The 14,466-nt window shown below is 71.8% G+C and carries 13 protein-coding genes and 1 pseudogene; 6 read left to right on the plus strand and 8 right to left on the minus strand.

Annotated elements, in window-relative coordinates; translation table 11 throughout:
• The first annotated feature begins 26 nt into the window (after positions 1 to 26).
• Positions 27 to 1,856 (plus strand): hypothetical protein, encoded by a 1,830-nt coding sequence (locus tag ACFPIH_RS18620; protein WP_381163686.1) that lies wholly within the window; start codon positions 27 to 29, stop codon positions 1,854 to 1,856.
• 3 nt (positions 1,857 to 1,859) lie between these two features.
• On the opposite strand, the gene ACFPIH_RS18625 is transcribed toward ACFPIH_RS18620, so the two are convergent.
• Positions 1,860 to 2,477: a nucleoside/nucleotide kinase family protein gene (locus ACFPIH_RS18625; RefSeq protein WP_381163683.1), complete on the minus strand. Its 618-nt coding sequence runs from the start codon at positions 2,475 to 2,477 to the stop codon at positions 1,860 to 1,862.
• 78 nt (positions 2,478 to 2,555) lie between these two features.
• Between ACFPIH_RS18625 and ACFPIH_RS18630 the strand changes: the two genes are divergently transcribed.
• Positions 2,556 to 2,936, plus strand: a complete 381-nt coding sequence (locus tag ACFPIH_RS18630; protein ID WP_381164608.1) for a nuclear transport factor 2 family protein — start codon at positions 2,556 to 2,558, stop codon at positions 2,934 to 2,936.
• Positions 2,937 to 2,998: 62 nt separating this feature from the next.
• Positions 2,999 to 3,853, plus strand: a complete 855-nt coding sequence (gene prcB / locus ACFPIH_RS18635; RefSeq protein ID WP_381163680.1) for a proteasome subunit beta — start codon at positions 2,999 to 3,001, stop codon at positions 3,851 to 3,853.
• On the opposite strand, the gene ACFPIH_RS18640 is transcribed toward prcB, so the two are convergent.
• The 5 genes from ACFPIH_RS18640 to ACFPIH_RS18660 form a co-directional block, all read right to left on the minus strand.
• The gene (locus ACFPIH_RS18640; RefSeq protein WP_381163678.1) at positions 3,837 to 4,556 is read right to left on the minus strand and encodes a Type 1 glutamine amidotransferase-like domain-containing protein; all 720 of its coding nucleotides are present in this window, start codon (positions 4,554 to 4,556) and stop codon (positions 3,837 to 3,839) included. The two genes, prcB and ACFPIH_RS18640, sit on opposite strands and share 17 nt — an antisense overlap.
• Before the next feature lie 23 nt (positions 4,557 to 4,579).
• A complete protein-coding gene (locus ACFPIH_RS18645) occupies positions 4,580 to 5,539 on the minus strand; it encodes a hypothetical protein (protein WP_381163675.1) in 960 nt (319 codons plus the stop codon).
• Positions 5,540 to 5,550: 11 nt separating this feature from the next.
• Positions 5,551 to 7,026, minus strand: a complete 1,476-nt coding sequence (locus ACFPIH_RS18650) for an APC family permease (protein WP_381163672.1) — start codon at positions 7,024 to 7,026, stop codon at positions 5,551 to 5,553.
• A 108-nt stretch (positions 7,027 to 7,134) separates the two neighbouring features.
• Positions 7,135 to 8,538, minus strand: coding sequence for a Si-specific NAD(P)(+) transhydrogenase (sthA, locus tag ACFPIH_RS18655; RefSeq protein WP_381163669.1), 1,404 nt, complete (start codon positions 8,536 to 8,538; stop codon positions 7,135 to 7,137).
• A 60-nt stretch (positions 8,539 to 8,598) separates the two neighbouring features.
• Positions 8,599 to 8,805, minus strand: a complete 207-nt coding sequence (locus ACFPIH_RS18660; RefSeq protein WP_381163666.1) for a hypothetical protein — start codon at positions 8,803 to 8,805, stop codon at positions 8,599 to 8,601.
• 179 nt (positions 8,806 to 8,984) lie between these two features.
• On the opposite strand from ACFPIH_RS18660, the pseudogene ACFPIH_RS18665 reads away from it, so the two are divergent.
• Both ACFPIH_RS18665 and ACFPIH_RS18670 read left to right on the plus strand, forming a co-directional pair.
• Positions 8,985 to 10,109: pseudogene (locus tag ACFPIH_RS18665) on the plus strand (MMPL family transporter); the annotation flags it as partial.
• Between the two features lie 141 nt (positions 10,110 to 10,250).
• Entirely contained in the window at positions 10,251 to 11,231 is a 981-nt protein-coding gene (locus ACFPIH_RS18670) for an MMPL family transporter (RefSeq protein ID WP_381164605.1), read from the plus strand.
• Here the strand turns inward: ACFPIH_RS18670 and ACFPIH_RS18675 are convergent.
• Positions 11,179 to 12,273: a PP2C family protein-serine/threonine phosphatase gene (locus ACFPIH_RS18675; protein ID WP_381164601.1), complete on the minus strand. Its 1,095-nt coding sequence runs from the start codon at positions 12,271 to 12,273 to the stop codon at positions 11,179 to 11,181. The genes ACFPIH_RS18670 and ACFPIH_RS18675 overlap by 53 nt on opposite strands.
• A gap of 241 nt (positions 12,274 to 12,514) precedes the next feature.
• On the opposite strand from ACFPIH_RS18675, the gene ACFPIH_RS18680 reads away from it, so the two are divergent.
• Positions 12,515 to 13,402, plus strand: coding sequence for a GNAT family N-acetyltransferase (locus tag ACFPIH_RS18680; protein ID WP_381163663.1), 888 nt, complete (start codon positions 12,515 to 12,517; stop codon positions 13,400 to 13,402).
• Between the two features lie 29 nt (positions 13,403 to 13,431).
• Here the strand turns inward: ACFPIH_RS18680 and ACFPIH_RS18685 are convergent, their stop codons facing one another.
• On the minus strand, positions 13,432 to 14,433 hold the full coding sequence (locus ACFPIH_RS18685) for a glycoside hydrolase family 43 protein (protein WP_381164598.1): 1,002 nt from the start codon (positions 14,431 to 14,433) through the stop codon (positions 13,432 to 13,434).
• Positions 14,434 to 14,466: the final 33 nt, after the last annotated feature.

The raw sequence follows: 14,466 nt of genomic DNA on the forward strand, positions 1-14,466 counted from the left end.
CTCCGGCATGAAGGGCTGATCCACCCGTGCACCTCCTCCACCAGCGCGGCCCGCTGTACGACCTCCCGGACACCCAGGAGGCCTACGACGCGGTCCTCGCCGACGTCGTCGAGCAGGCCCTGCGACGCATCACGCCGGACGGCAACCTCGAACACCCCGACTGCGTCGACGACATCGGTGACACCTCCCTCGGCATCACCTCCCTCCTCGCCCTGGCCTGGCAGCGCGGCAAGGACCCGCGTGTGCCGGAGGCGGTCCGCCGCAGCCTCGCCTTCCATCTGCGCGAGCGGGTCTACCGTGACGACAACCCCGGCTACCCCAACCTCCGGGTGCGCGACTCGGGTCTGCCGTACGCCCGCTACGTCCTCGAAGCCGGCGCGCACCCCATCGGCGACTGGCCGAGCACGGTGTGGGCGCTCCTCCAGGCGGTGAACCTCCTCGACACGACGGACGGCCTGGTCGACGACGCACAGCGCGCCGAACTCCTGGACGTGGCGCGCGGCTACTGGGCCTGGCTCACCGAGGCGACCTTCTTCAACCCGCAGGAGGCCGGCAACCAGGCCATCGGCTGCGTCGTCGGCGGTCTGATGCTGGCCCGCCACCTGCCCCCGGCCGAGGGCCCGGGCGTCCGCTCGCGCGCGCTGGAGCTGTACGCCGAGAAGATCCGCGCCCACCGGGTCGCCGACCGGGGCGCCCTGCTGCCACCCGAGCACGGCGGTGCCTACGACAACAACTACGGCCCGATCTCCCTGTCCTTCCTCGCCCAGGCCCACCTCGTCAGCGGGGAACCGGTCTTCGCCGAGGACGGCGACGCCCTCGCCCGCTATATCGACGCGCGCCTCACGGGCGGCGGCTTCGACAACGGCGGCCCCCGCTACAGCGAACAGCACTCCGCCTTCGAATCGGTCCTCGGCCTGCGCTACTTCGGCGCCCGCATCGGCTCCGACCTGGGCCGCTACCGCGGCGACAGCCGCTGGGCCCGGCACGCGGTCAAGCCGGACGGCGGTGTCGACGGCCACTTCGCGTGGATGCTGGTCTGGCAGATCCAGGACACCACCCCCTGGCACCGGGTGCAGTCCACCGCCGCCGCACGGCACCAACTGCGGTCCGGCACGGTCTCGGTGGCCTTCGACGACAGGATGACCCCCGCGGTGGTCGAGGCGGCCGGCACCTACTACCTGCCCGCCGCCGTGCACCGCCAGCACGGCTTCGGACCGGTCACCGACGGCTTCCTGCTGTGCCGCCCGATGGGCGAGGTCCGCGTCCGCGACGTCCGCGCCGACGGCCTCGCCGCCAAGCTGGTCACCAAGCCGGTCGTCGGCCGCGACCACGTCCTGCGGCATGTGCGCTCCCTGTACGTCACCGACGGCACGACGCTGTGGACCGCGGTCGCCGTCGAACGCCTCGCCGGCACGCCGTACCTGCTGGCCGGGCTGCCGTACGCCGAGGACGACGGCGACCGGGTCCGGCGTACGGCGAGTGCGGCCGTCGCCTCGGCGGGCACCCTGCGCATCACCCACCCTGAGGCAGCCGGTCCGGACCACTTCGACGCCCGCGCCGAACGCACCCAGGAGCAGGCCGCCTTCGCCCTCGCCGCCGACCCGCGCGGCTACGGCAACCCCGACGAGGGCTGGAAGCACCTGGTCTCCTCGACGGCCCTGGAGGCGGGACCGGTCGCCGACGCGCCGGAGGACCTGCATGTGTTCGCGGTGCGGTACGGCACCGAGGAGCCGTTCACGGTGGCGGTGGAGTGGAGCGACGAGGGCCTGGCCGTGCGCACGGACGCCTTCACCGCCGTACTCGGACCGGACGACGCGCACGCGGAGCCGGAGCTGACCCTGCGCGCCGCACACTGACCGTCAGAGGGGGCCGACCACCAGGTCGGCCCCCTCCCGTGTCCCCGCCACCAGGTCGGCGTTGCGCTGGTCGGTGCCCCGCACCCACGCCACCGCCTCCTCGTGCCCCTTGCCGAACGCCTCGTGCCGCGCGACCAGCCGGCGTACGCGCTCCTCCTCGTCGGTCTCGCAGAACCACACCTCGTCCAGCTCCGCCCGCACCCGCGCCCACGCGCCCGTGCCGAGGAGCAGGTAGTTCCCCTCCGTGACGATCAGCCGGGCGGTCGGCGCCACCGGCACGGCGCCCGCGATCGGCTGCTCCAGCACCCGCTCGAAGCCGGGCGCGTACACGATCTCGTCCGCGTCCTCCCGCAGCCGGCGCAGCAGGGCCGCGTACCCGGCCGCGTCGAAGGTGTCCGGCGCGCCCTTGCGGTCACGGCGGCCGAGCCGGTCGAGCTCCACGTCGGCGAGGTGGAAGCCGTCCATCGGGACGTGCGCGGCGTCGTCCAGCTCCCGCACGAGGCGTTCGGCGAGGGTCGTCTTGCCCGAGCCCGGGCTGCCCGCGATGCCCAGCAGTGTCCGCCGGCGGCCGTCCCCGGCGAGCGAACGGGCGCGCAGCAGCAGATCGTCGAAAGTGAGCACACAGCAGAGTGTCGCAGTCTCCGGGCAGGAGACCCCGGGGGAGATACCGAGAGGAGGACGACCGTGTGCGACGACGAGATGCAGATCCGCACCCTGATCACCCGCTGGGCCGACGCCGTCCACCGAGGCGACCTCGACACCGTCCTCGCCGGACACGCGGAGGACCTCGTCATGTACGACGTGCCGGCGCCGCACGAGGGGATCCGCGGCCTGGCCGCCTACCGGGCCTGCTGGCCGCCGTTCTTCGCCTGGCAGGCGCAGGGCGCCCGCTTCGACATCGACACCCTCGACGTCACCGCCGGGCACGACGTCGCCTACGCCCACGCGCTGCTGCGCTGCGGTACGCCCCAGGAACTGGCCGCGCACCCCACCCTGCGGCTGCGGCTGACCTTCGGGCTGCGCAAGGAGGACGGCCGCTGGCTGATCGCCCACGAGCACCACTCGTTCCCGCACGACTGAGTTTCCGGGCGGGCGGGCGCTGGTAGGTAGGGGATGTCGGAGTGGCGGGCGAGGGGAGTGGCATGGGTGAGCGTGGGCAGGACGGCCGACTGCCGGAGGAGTTCCTGACACCGGGCGGCTCGTCCTTCACCGAGTTCCTGGCGGCGCACCGCCCCGGACTGCTCCCGACGCGCCCGCCGTTCCCGGACGGCGTCCGGGCCGCCCCGGACAGCTTCCCGCACGGCACCACGGTCCTGGCCCTCGCCTACCGCGACGGCGTCCTGCTCGCCGGCGACCGCCGCGCCACCATGGGCAATCTGATCGCCCAGCGCGACCTGGAGAAGGTCCACCCGGCCGACGACCACACCGCCGTCGCCTTCGCGGGCACGGTCGGACTCGCCCTGGACATGGTGAAGCTGTACCAGGTGGAGCTGACGCACTTCGAGAAGGTCGAGGGCATTCCCATGACCCTCGCCGCGAAGGCCCGCCGGCTGGCCACGATGATCCGGCAGAACCTCGGCCAGGCCATGCAGGGCCTCGCCGTCGTCCCGCTCCTCGCGGGCTACGACTTCACCGCGCCGCCCGGCGCCCGGGGCCGTATCTTCAGCTTCGACGTGGCGGGCGGCCTGTACGAGCAGGCCCCCTTCCACGCGGAGGGCTCCGGCTCCCCGTACGCCCGGGGCGCCCTGAAGAAGCTGTACCGCCCGGACCTGTCCCGACGCGAGGCCGCCCTGGCCGCGCTCCAGGCCCTCTACGACGCCGCCGACGACGACTCCGCCACCGGCGGCCCGGACATCAGCCGCCGTATCTTCCCCATCGTCTCCGTCATCACGGAGGAGGGCTTCGAACGCCTCCCCGAACCGGAGACGGAGGACCTGAGCCGCGAAATGGTCGACCACCGCAACACCCGCCCGGACGGACCTAACGCGGCCCTCTGACGAGGGTCCGGCAGGGCAACGCCCGCTCCGTGCTGCCGCCTTGCCCGTCCGATTCCACCCGGTACACGCGGGCGCCGGGCGTGGTGGTGACGGTCTCGGTGAGCACGCCGTCCGAGAACAGGGCTCCCGTGCCGTCGTCGATCGCCCAGCCGGCGGGCAGGGCGCCGCTCGCCACGGCGTGGCGGTAGGAGGGGCGGCGGCCCGGTTCGCTGTCGTAGTGGGGGCACACCGAACCGGGGAGCAGGCCCAGGCCGTCCGGCAGGAAGGTCAGCGGACCGAAGGAGTCGGTGTGCGAGCCCTCGGCCCAGCAGTTGGCGCCGGCGCTGACACCGCACAGCAGGGTGCCGTGGTCGTGGGCCTCGGCCAGCAGCCGGTCCACGCCGTGCACCCGCCATACCGCCAGCAGGTTCGCCGTGTTGCCGCCGCCGACGTACACGACATCCTGCGACAGGAGGTGCGTGCGCAGAGCCGTGTCGTCCCACTCGCGTCGGAACAGGCGCAGTACGGAGGGCTCGCAGTCCCGGTCCCGGAAGGCGGCCAGGAACATGCCGGCGTAGTCCTCGGCGTCGCCGCTCGCCGTCGGTACGAAGCAGATTCTCGGCCGGGGCACGCGTGCGTGGCCGAGCAGCCAGTCGTCGAGCGGGCCGTCGGGATCGGTGGAGAAGCCGGAGCCGAGCAGGGCGATGCGGTGGGGTGCGGGCATGGTTCATTGTGGAGCCGGCGGGTTCAGGCGCGCACGACCCATTCCCTGCGCCAGCGGGTGAGTTGCTGGGCCGGGTCGCCGGTGTAGGACCAGGGGGTCCGGGTGGCCCGAGGGCCGAGGAGGGTGAGGAGGGGGCCGGCCATGTCGGGGATGTCCGCCCAACAGGAGGCGTGGGCCAGGTAGTTGACGTCGCGGAGTTCACCGGGGGCGACGGGCGCCGTGGGGCGGCCGGTGATCCAGCGGTCCCAGGTGCGGCGGACGTCGCCGACCGCGCCGTCGTTGGTCCAGTGCTGGGCGAGGCCCACCCTGGACGGCCGGCCCCCGGTGGTGTCGACGGCGTGCCGGTACTCCTCGACGCGGGCGTACTGGACGAGGACCGGCAGGGCGCAGCCCGGCGGGGCGACGCCGGCCGCGTCGCGCGCGAAGTCGTACATCAGGCCGTGCGAGCCGTGCCAGCGGGCGGAGTAGTAGTGCAGCACCTGGAGGTGGCCCTCCATGCTGTAGGGGTCGCGCTGGTACAACTCGTCCCACCAGCGCGCCAGTTCCTGCCGGCGCACCCCGGACGGGTAGAGCCGGGCCACCGAGATCAGGGACGTCCACGGGGTCGGGTCGTCCAGGTACGCCTCGGCCGCGGACAGACAGGACCTCACCGCGGCGTCGATGCGGTGCTGGTCGATCGCCGTGCCCCGGCCCGCCGCGATCGCCAGGTTGAACGCCCGGGCGGTCTCGGTGGCCGCCCGCAGCACCAGCGCGTCACCGCTGTTCGGCTCGGCGGCCAGCCAGGTCTCCACCGTGGAGCTGCCCGCGCACGCCTGCCCCAGCTGCCGCATACGGTGGCCGCGGACGAGCCAGTCCGGACCGGTCGTCCGCAGCAGTTCCCGCAGGCCCTGCCAGCGGCCGATGACGATGTCGTGCCGGGCCGAGGAGAGGAGGGTGTCCCCGCAGTCGGGGTCGAAGTCGGGAGCGAAGCGGTCTCGCGCCATCGGGTTCCCCCTCAGAAGTCGGTCGGGAGACCCTCGTAGCCCGTGGAGTGCGCCGCCGCGTGCCGGTCGGGCGCGTACTCCGCCTCGACGGTCCGCGAGGCGTCCAGCCGGGCCGGCCGGTAGTAGTCGCTGCCCTGCCGCCAGTACCAGAACATCGGCACCAGCCCCACCGCGAGCCCGCCGATGCCGATCGCGATCACGGCCGGTTCCAACTCTCCCAGCGACTCGAAGAGGATCCAGAACATGAACACCGCGCCGAACAGCGGCCACAGCCCGCTGAGGAAGAAGTCGGACGGCGACTTCAGGAGGGTCTTGCGGTAGGCGACCACCGCGGCCAAACCCGCGAGGCCGTAGTAGACCGCGATCTGCAGACCGATCGCCGAGATCGCGTCGGCGAGGATGTCGCCCACCGAGCCCAGCGCGTTGGACGCCACGAACATCACCAGAGCCACCCCGCCGACCACCGTGATCGCCACCCACGGCGTGTTCCAGACCCGGTGCACCCTGCCCAGCGCGGACGGCATGGTCCGGTCCCGGCCCATCGCGAACAGCGAGCGCGTGACCTGGATCAGCGTGGTCTCCAGCGTGGCGATGGTGGACAGCATCACGGCGACGATCAGCAGCTTGCCGCCCCAGCCCGGCCACACCTCCTCACCCAGCGCGGCCAGCACGTTCGCGCCGTTGTCCTCGATCGTCTGCGAGCTGAGGATCACGTTCACCGCGATGGTGAACACCTCGAAGAGCAGGAAGACGATGCCCACGCCGATCAGCCCCGCCAGGCCCGTCGTACGGCGGCTGTCGCGGGTCTCCTCGCTGAGGTTGCTGGTGACGTCCCAGCCCCAGTAGTAGAACGCCGCGACCAGCGCGCCCGACGCGAACCCGGACACCCCGTCGAAGTGGCTGAAACCGAGCCAGGACCAGTCGAACGGCAGGGCGTTGTCCTCGGTGTGGAACGCGGCGAGCAGGGCGAAGACGGCCAGGATCGCCAGCTCCACGCCCGACATGACCAACTGCGCCCGCACGGTGAGCCGGGCCCCGCCCAGCACCACCGCCAGCATCACCAGGAACCAGGCCGCGCCCACCACCGTCGACAGCGCGGTGTTGTCGGCGAGGTCCTCGTCGAACAGGGCCAGCGTCATCGACCCGGCCGGCAGTGAACCCGCCACCATGAAGATCGTCGCCGAGACGACCAGCGCCCAGCCGCTGATGAACCCGAGGAAGGGGTGGAGCGTACGCCCCACCCACGAGTAACTCGCCCCCGCGTTCACGTCGATACGGCTGAGTCTGCTGAAGGCCAGGGCTATGCCCAGCATGGGTATCGCGCAGTACAGCAGCGCCGCCGGGCCGGCCAGACCCACCGCGCCGACCAGGACCGCCGTCGTGGCGGCGATGGAGTACGCGGGGGCGCTGCCCGCGACCGCCATCACCACCGTGTCGAAGGTGCCCAGGACGTTCGCCTGCAGCCCTCTTCCGGTGCTGTTGCTCATGCTCGTGCTGCTTTCATCGTGCACATGGGGGGTGGAGAAGTGGAGCGTGACGGGTGGATCACACCGAGTGTGCGAGTGATGATAGCCCCACTCCTTGAGCTTTCAAGCTCAGTCCCCGATGTGGTCCAACTGCCGCAGCCTGTTCGTGGCGTCGAGGGCGGCTACCTTGTACGACTCCGCCAGCGTCGGGTAGTTGAACACGGCGTCGACCAGATAGTCGACCGTGCCGCCGCAGCCCATCACCGACTGCCCGATGTGGATCAGCTCGGTGGCCCCCGAACCGAAGCAGTGCACCCCGAGCAGCGTCCGGTCCTCCGGCGAGACCAGCAGCTTCAGCATGCCGTGCGCGTCGCCGATGATCTGACCCCGGGCCAGCTCCCGGTACCGGGCGACGCCCACCTCGAACGGCACGCTGTCCTCGGTGAGCTGATCCTCCGTCCGCCCCACGAAACTGATCTCCGGGATGGTGTAGATGCCGATCGGCTGGAGGTGGTGCATCCGCCCCACGGGCTCCCCGCACGCGTGGTACGCCGCTGCCCGGCCCTGCTCCATCGAGGTCGCCGCCAGCGCCGGGAAACCGATCACGTCGCCCACCGCGTAGATGTGCGGCACCGATGTCCGGTAGTGCTCGTCGACCTCGATCCGGCCACGCCGGTCCGCCGCCAACCCCGCCTTGTCCAGGTCGAGTTCATCGGTCAGGCCCTGCCGGCCCGCCGAGTACATCACCGCGTCCGCCGGTATCTTCTTCCCGCTGGCCAGCACGGTCAGCGTGCCGCGCGGATGCCGCTCCACGGCCGACACGGTCTCCCCGAAGCGGAAGGTGACCGCGAGGTCCCGCAGGTGGTACTTGAGCGACTCGATGACCTCGACGTCGCACATGTCGAGCATCCCGGCCCGCTTCTCCACGACGGTGACCTTGCTGCCGAGCGCCGCGAACATGCACGCGTACTCCATGCCGATCACACCGGCGCCGACGATCACCATGGACCGCGGCACCCGCTCGATCGTCAGCACGTTGTCCGAGTCGAGGATGGTCCGCCCGTCGAACTCCACGGTGTCCGGCCGGGCGGGCCGGGTGCCGGTGGCGATGACGATGTGCTCGGCGCTGATCAGCCGTTCCTGCCCGGTGATCTCGCGCAGCGCGATCGTGTGGTCGTCGACGAACCGGCCGGTGCCGGCGAACAGGGCGACGTGGTTGCGGGACAACTGGCTGCGGATGACGTCGGTCTCGCGGCTCACCACATGCTGGGTGCGCGTGGTCAGATCGGCGACGGTGATGTTCTCCTTGAGCCGGTAGCTCTGCCCATAGAGATCGCGCTGGGTGAGACCGGTGAGGTACAGCACCGCCTCGCGCAGGGTCTTGGAGGGAATGGTTCCGGTGTGGAGAGAGACCCCGCCGACCATGTCGGGGCGGTCTACGACGGCGACTCGGCGGCCCAGCTTGGCCGCGGCGATGGCGGCCTTCTGACCGCCGGGACCTGATCCCAGTACAAGCATGTCGAAGTCGGGCACCTCCGGAGTCTGGCAGCTCAGGGGCCCGCGGCGAAAGAGCGAACAGGTTGGGCGAAGTGATCAGGGGAGCAGTTTCTCGATCGTCCCCGGGCCCTCCTCGGCCAGCTTGCGGCGGGCCCACTCCAGACTGCGCGGAGTGAGGTCCCGGCCCGTGGCGAGCACCAGGTCCTCGGGTGACACATCGGTGCCGGTGCGCGTGTGGAGCAGGTTGTCCGGGGTGACGCGGTCCGGGGACGGCCGGGCGGCGCCGGGCTGTGACGTCGGCATGATCAGTGCTCCTCGCGTCGGTCCACGGACACCATTCATGTCCACTAACACCATTCATCCAGACGGCGGCCCCTGCATCCCGAACGGCCGAGGGCAGGGCCCGACCCGAGATGCCGGGCACGGTGGGCGGGCGTCTAATAGCTCTATCGGGCGTCCACACCAGACAGAAAGCCCAGGTCATGGCACCCACCAATACCGGGGAACCGCGACGCGGGGGACTGCGCGGGCTCGGCGCGTGGTGCGCCCGCCACTTCGTGATCGTCATCGTCGGCTGGCTGGTCGCGCTCGCCGCGCTCCAGGTGGTCGACCGTGCCTTCGGCGGGGACTACGAGGACAACTTCCAGCTGCCGGGCGTGCAGTCCACCGAGGGCCTCGACGTGCTGAAGGAGCACGACCCGCAGGCCGGCGGCTACAGCAGCCAGATCGTGCTGCACGACGACCAGGCCGTCACCTCGCTGAACTCCCAGATGTCCACCACGGTCGGCGACCTGCAGAAGCTGGACCATGTGCTGTCGGTCCAGAACCCGCTCACCGCGACCTCCTCGAAGGTCGGCCCGGTCTCGGGCGACGGCAAGACCGCCTACATCACCGTCCGGTTCGACGAACAGCCCTCCGTCCTCGGCGACGACTACCTCGACGGCGTCGACAGCGCCGTCCAGCCGCTGCGGGCGGCCGGCGCCGACGTCGAGTACGGCGGCTCGCTCGGCGAACTCGCCCGGCCCGCCGCCGACGACCGGACCAGCGAGCTGATCGGCTTCGGGGTCGCCATCGTGGTCCTGCTCGTCGGCTTCGGCAGTGTCATCGCGGCCGGGCTGCCCCTGATCACCGCGCTGATCAGCGTCATCGGCGGCCTCGCCTGTCTGGGCCTGCTCGCCGCCGCCTTCACCTTCGCCACGGTCTCGCCGACCCTCGCCACCATGATCGGCCTGGGCGTCGGCATCGACTACGCCCTCTTCCTGACCACCCGTCACCGGCAGAGCCTGATGAACGGCGCCGATCCCGCCCAGGCCGCCGGGCACGCCGCCGCCACCAGCGGCCGAGCCGTCCTGGTCTCCGGCACCACCGTGATCATCGCGCTGGCCGGCCTGTACGCGTCCGGGGTGTCCTTCATCGGCAAACTCGGCCTCGCCGCCGCCGTCACGGTCGTCTCCGCCGTAGCGGGCGCCCTCACCCTGGTCCCCGCCCTGCTCGGGCTCGTCGGCAACCGCATCGACCGCTACCACCTGCGCAAACCCGTCGCCGAGACCGACGCCACCCCCGGCGCCGCGCCGCAGGGCACCTGGCACCGCTACGCGCAGCGCGTGGAGCACAGACCCTGGCAGTTCCTCGGGGCCGGCGTCGCCGTCATCGCGATCCTCGCCATCCCCGTCTTCTCCATCCAGCTCGGCCACATCGGCGACGGCGCCGACCCGACCTCCTTCACCGACCGCCGGGCCTACGACCTGATGACCGACGCCTTCGGCCCCGGCTCCAACGGCCCCCTCACCGTCGTCATCGACCAGTCCGCCGTCCCCTCCGACCAGCGCTCCGCCCTCTCCGACCAGGCGCAGAAGACCCTGAACGCGGTCTCCGGCGCCGCCACCGTCACCCCGCTGTCGCCGACCCAGGACGGCGACGTGCTCCTCGGCACCGTCTACTCGCAGCAGGCCCCGCAGGACGCCACCACCACCGACCTCACCAACCGGCTCGTCGACGACACCCTCCCCGACGCGGTCTCCGGCTACGACGCCAAGGGCTATGTCACCGGCACCACCGCCGCCCAGGTCGACTTCCGTGACATCGTCGCCAGCCGGCTGCCGCTGATCATCGGCGTGGTCGTCGCCCTCGCCTTCCTGATCATCCTCGCCGTCTTCCGCGGCCTCCTCGTCGCGGTGAAGGCCGCCGTCCTCAACGTCCTGTCCATCACCGCCTCCTACGGCGTCGTCGTCGCCGTCTTCCAGTGGGGATGGGGCGGGCCCGCGCTGGGTGTGCACGGCGACGTGCCCATCGAGAGCTATGTGCCGATGATGATGTTCGCGATCATCTTCGGCCTGAGCATGGACTACGAGATCTTCCTGCTCTCCCGCGTCCACGAGGCCTGGCTGCGCACGGGCAACGCCCAGGACTCCGTCGCGCACGCCCTGGAGATCACCGCAAGGGTCATCACCTGCGCCGCCCTCATCATGGTGAGCGTGTTCGCGGCCTTCCTCATCAGCGACAACATCGTGGTGAAGATGCTGGGACTGGGCCTCGCCGTCAGCGTGCTCATCGACGCGACCGTCGTACGGCTGCTCATGGTGCCCGCGGTGATGACCCTGCTCGGCCCGCACGCCTGGTGGACACCCCGCTGGCTGGACCGGATCATGCCGCACATCGACACCGAGGGCGAGGAGCTCAGCGGCTCCGCGGACGCCCGGGCGCGTCAGGCGCGAGAACGAGCATCGTGACGTCGTCCCGGACGGCGGGGGAGTGCCGCAGGACATCGGCCCAGACCCGGGAGGCCGTGGCCGCCGGATCGGCGCCGTCCGTCAGCGCGGGCAGCCGCTCCGCCAGCGGATAGAAGGTACCGGCGCCGTTCCTGGCCTCCCACACGCCGTCCGAGGCGAGGAACAGCCGGTCGCCGGGATGCAGTTCGAGGACCCGGCCGACGGGCGGGTCCGCCCCCGGCAGCGCCAGCCCCAGGGGTGTCCACGGGACGGCGGTCACCTCCGACGCCGTACCGTCGTCCCGCAGCAGGACCGGCGGCGGATGACCGCAGACCAGCACCCGTACGGCCGCCGCGTCCTTCGCGAACTCCAGCAGCACCGCCGTCGCGAACAGCTCGGTATGCGTCACCTGCGCCGAGTCCACCACCAGCCGGCGGTCCAGGCGGGCGGCCACCGACTCCAGGTCCGGCTGGTCGAGCACCGCCTCCCGGAACGCCCCCAGCAGGGACGCCACCGTCGCGATCGCCGCCAGCCCGTGCCCCCGTACGTCCCCCAGCACCGCCCGCACCCCGTGCGGGCTCTCCCGTACGTCGAAGAAGTCGCCGCCCACCAGCGTGCCGCGCTCGGCAGCCCGGTACAGGCCCGCGCAGCGCACCGGTCCCACCCGCTCGGGCACCGGTGGCACCACGGCCCGCTGCGCCGCCTCCGCGACCGTCCGCTCGGTGTCCAGCTGCACATCCCGGCGGTGGCGCACGAACGCCACGAACACGCTCAGCAGGGCCACGAAACAGACGGTCAGCAGGTCGGTCTGGCCCGGATCGTCCAGCCGGAACGCCGGCACGGTCAGCAGCACGACCACCGCCGCGCCGAGCAGCGCGGTCGCCACAGGACCGTACGACAGCACGGCAAGCGCCGGGATCGCGCCCAGCAGGAAACCGATGTCCAGCGGGTCCGGACTGGCCAGCGTGGCCGCGCCGACGCCCACGAGCAGCAGCACCGGCAACGCCCGCACCCAGCCCGGCGGAGGCGCGCCCCGCAGCCAGCCCCGCCGCTCCGCCTCCACTCCTGCCACACCACCACGCTCCACCCCGGTCGGGTGGGACGCACGCCGAAAAACAAATGGACGCGATCAAGGACGACCTCGTACGGTGTGATCCGCACGCCGGACACACGGAAGGAGGCGAGCGCCGATGGACGTTTCATCCACCCCGCGCTCCCACCCCGTGATCCCGGCGTGCCCTGTCTGACCCCACCGGTCCGACGCCCCGGGAGCGCACCCAGCCGTACGCAACCCGGAGGAATCCGTGACCGATCTGGTCATCCGCGCGCTCGACGAGCGCGACGTCCACCTGTTCGACACCTTGCCCGACCCGATGCGCGCCGGCGAGCACTTCGCCAAGGCCGTGTACCGGCCCGAGTGGAAGCGCGTCGCCCTGCGCGACGGCCGGGTCGTCGCCCGCGCCGCCTGGTGGGGCGGCCCCGACGACACCGAACCCCTGACCGTCGAGCGGTTCGACTTCGCCGACGGCGAGGAGGAGGCGGGCGCCGAACTCCTGCGCACCGCGCCCTGGCCGGTCGCCCTCGAACTGATCATGCCGGGCGGCTGGCGCGAGGACCCCGTCATGCGCGCCGCCGTCGAGGCCCGGCACGCCGCCGCCCGCGCCGCCGGGCACACCCCGCTCGTGGAACGCTTCGTCTACCGCTGGACCCCGGACTGCGGCCTGCCCGAACGCCCCGGCCGCCTGAGCTTCGCCCCCGAACCGGACGACACGGTGTTCTTCGACGCCCTGCGCCGCATCCACTCCGACACCCTCGACGCGCACGCCCGCAGGGCCGTCCGGGAGGGCGGCCTCGACCACGCCGTCCAGGAGGAGATGGACTTCTTCCACTGGTGTCCCTCGCCGCGCGAGTGGTGGCAGATCGCGCGCACCCCGGACGGTGACCTGGCCGGCATCCACATCCCGGCCCACAACCCCTCCGGGCCCTGTATCGGGTACATCGGCGTCGTGCCCGAACAGCGGGGCCACGGGTACGCCTACGACCTGCTCGCCGAGTGCACGCACTACCTCGCCGAACGCGGCGCCGAGTTCATCGCCGCCGCCACCGACCAGGGCAACTTCCCGATGGCCGCCCACTTCACGAAGGCGGGCTACCCCGTCATCCGGGAGCGGGTGAACTTCGAGCTGAGCTGAGCAGCCGGCTCCGGGGGAGCGGTGCTGCGTCAGCCGTCGCCGTCCAGGTCGGTGCGGTGACGCAGGACGCGGAGTTCCGCTCCCTCGAAGCCGACGTCGTACAGCTTGCCGCGGGCGTTCTCGAAGGGGCGGTGGAGGATCAGGGTCAGTTGGCCGTCGAAGGTGTGGAACAGCATGCCGTGGCCGCTGTCGTCGCGGACGAGGGGGCGGCGCTGTTCCCAAGGCCCGGTGACGGTGCCGGACCCGGAGACGGCGCAGGTCTGGACGTAGCCGCCGCTGATGGTGCCGTCCGGGCCGGCCGCGTTCTTCTCGTACGTCGACCACAGCATGAGCAGGGAGCCGTCCGGCGCGCGGTGCAGCTGAGGGCCGTCGGTGATGTACGGCGCGAGCTGGTGGGGTACCCCGGCGGGGATCTGCTCGGTGAGCCAGGGGGCGTCCGACGCCTTGAAGAGGAGGACCGGGTCTCCGTCCGTCCGGGACAGGTCCGGAGCCAGCCGGACGGCTTCCATGGTGCCGTCGATGGTCTGGAGCCACTCGTGCGCGTAGACCAGCCACGGCTGTCCGGACACGTCGACATGCAGGGTGCCGTCGAGGGCCATCAACTGCCCGGGGGTGGCGGGGCGTTCGGGGGTCAGGACCGTGAAGGGGCCCAGGAGGGAGTCGGACACGGCGATGACCGTGCCCCGCAGGTGGTTCCGCATCGGCAGCGGCGTGCCCCACGGGCCCGGCGGCGGCACCGGAAGCGGCTTCGACTCGTCGTGGAGCGTGGTGAACAGGTAGTACCTGCCCGCCCACGCGTGCACTTCCGGTGCCCATGCGCCGTCCGTCGCCCAGATGCCCTCCTGGTCAGCGGTCAGGAAGACCACCGTGGGGCGGGTCCAGTCGCGCAGATCGCGGCTGCGGTAGACCATCGTGCCGACGCCGTCCACGCCCGACACGGACGGTTCGTTGGACGTGTAGAGGTGATACGTCCGGGACTCGGCGTCGGCCACGACGAACGGATCGTGCAGCGGCATGTCGGGAAGGCGCATCGGTTCGGTCTCGGCCACGGCCGAAGGATACGC

Source organism: Streptomyces vulcanius (assembly GCF_042653945.1).
Taxonomy (GTDB): Bacteria; Actinomycetota; Actinomycetes; order Streptomycetales; family Streptomycetaceae; genus Streptomyces; species Streptomyces mangrovi.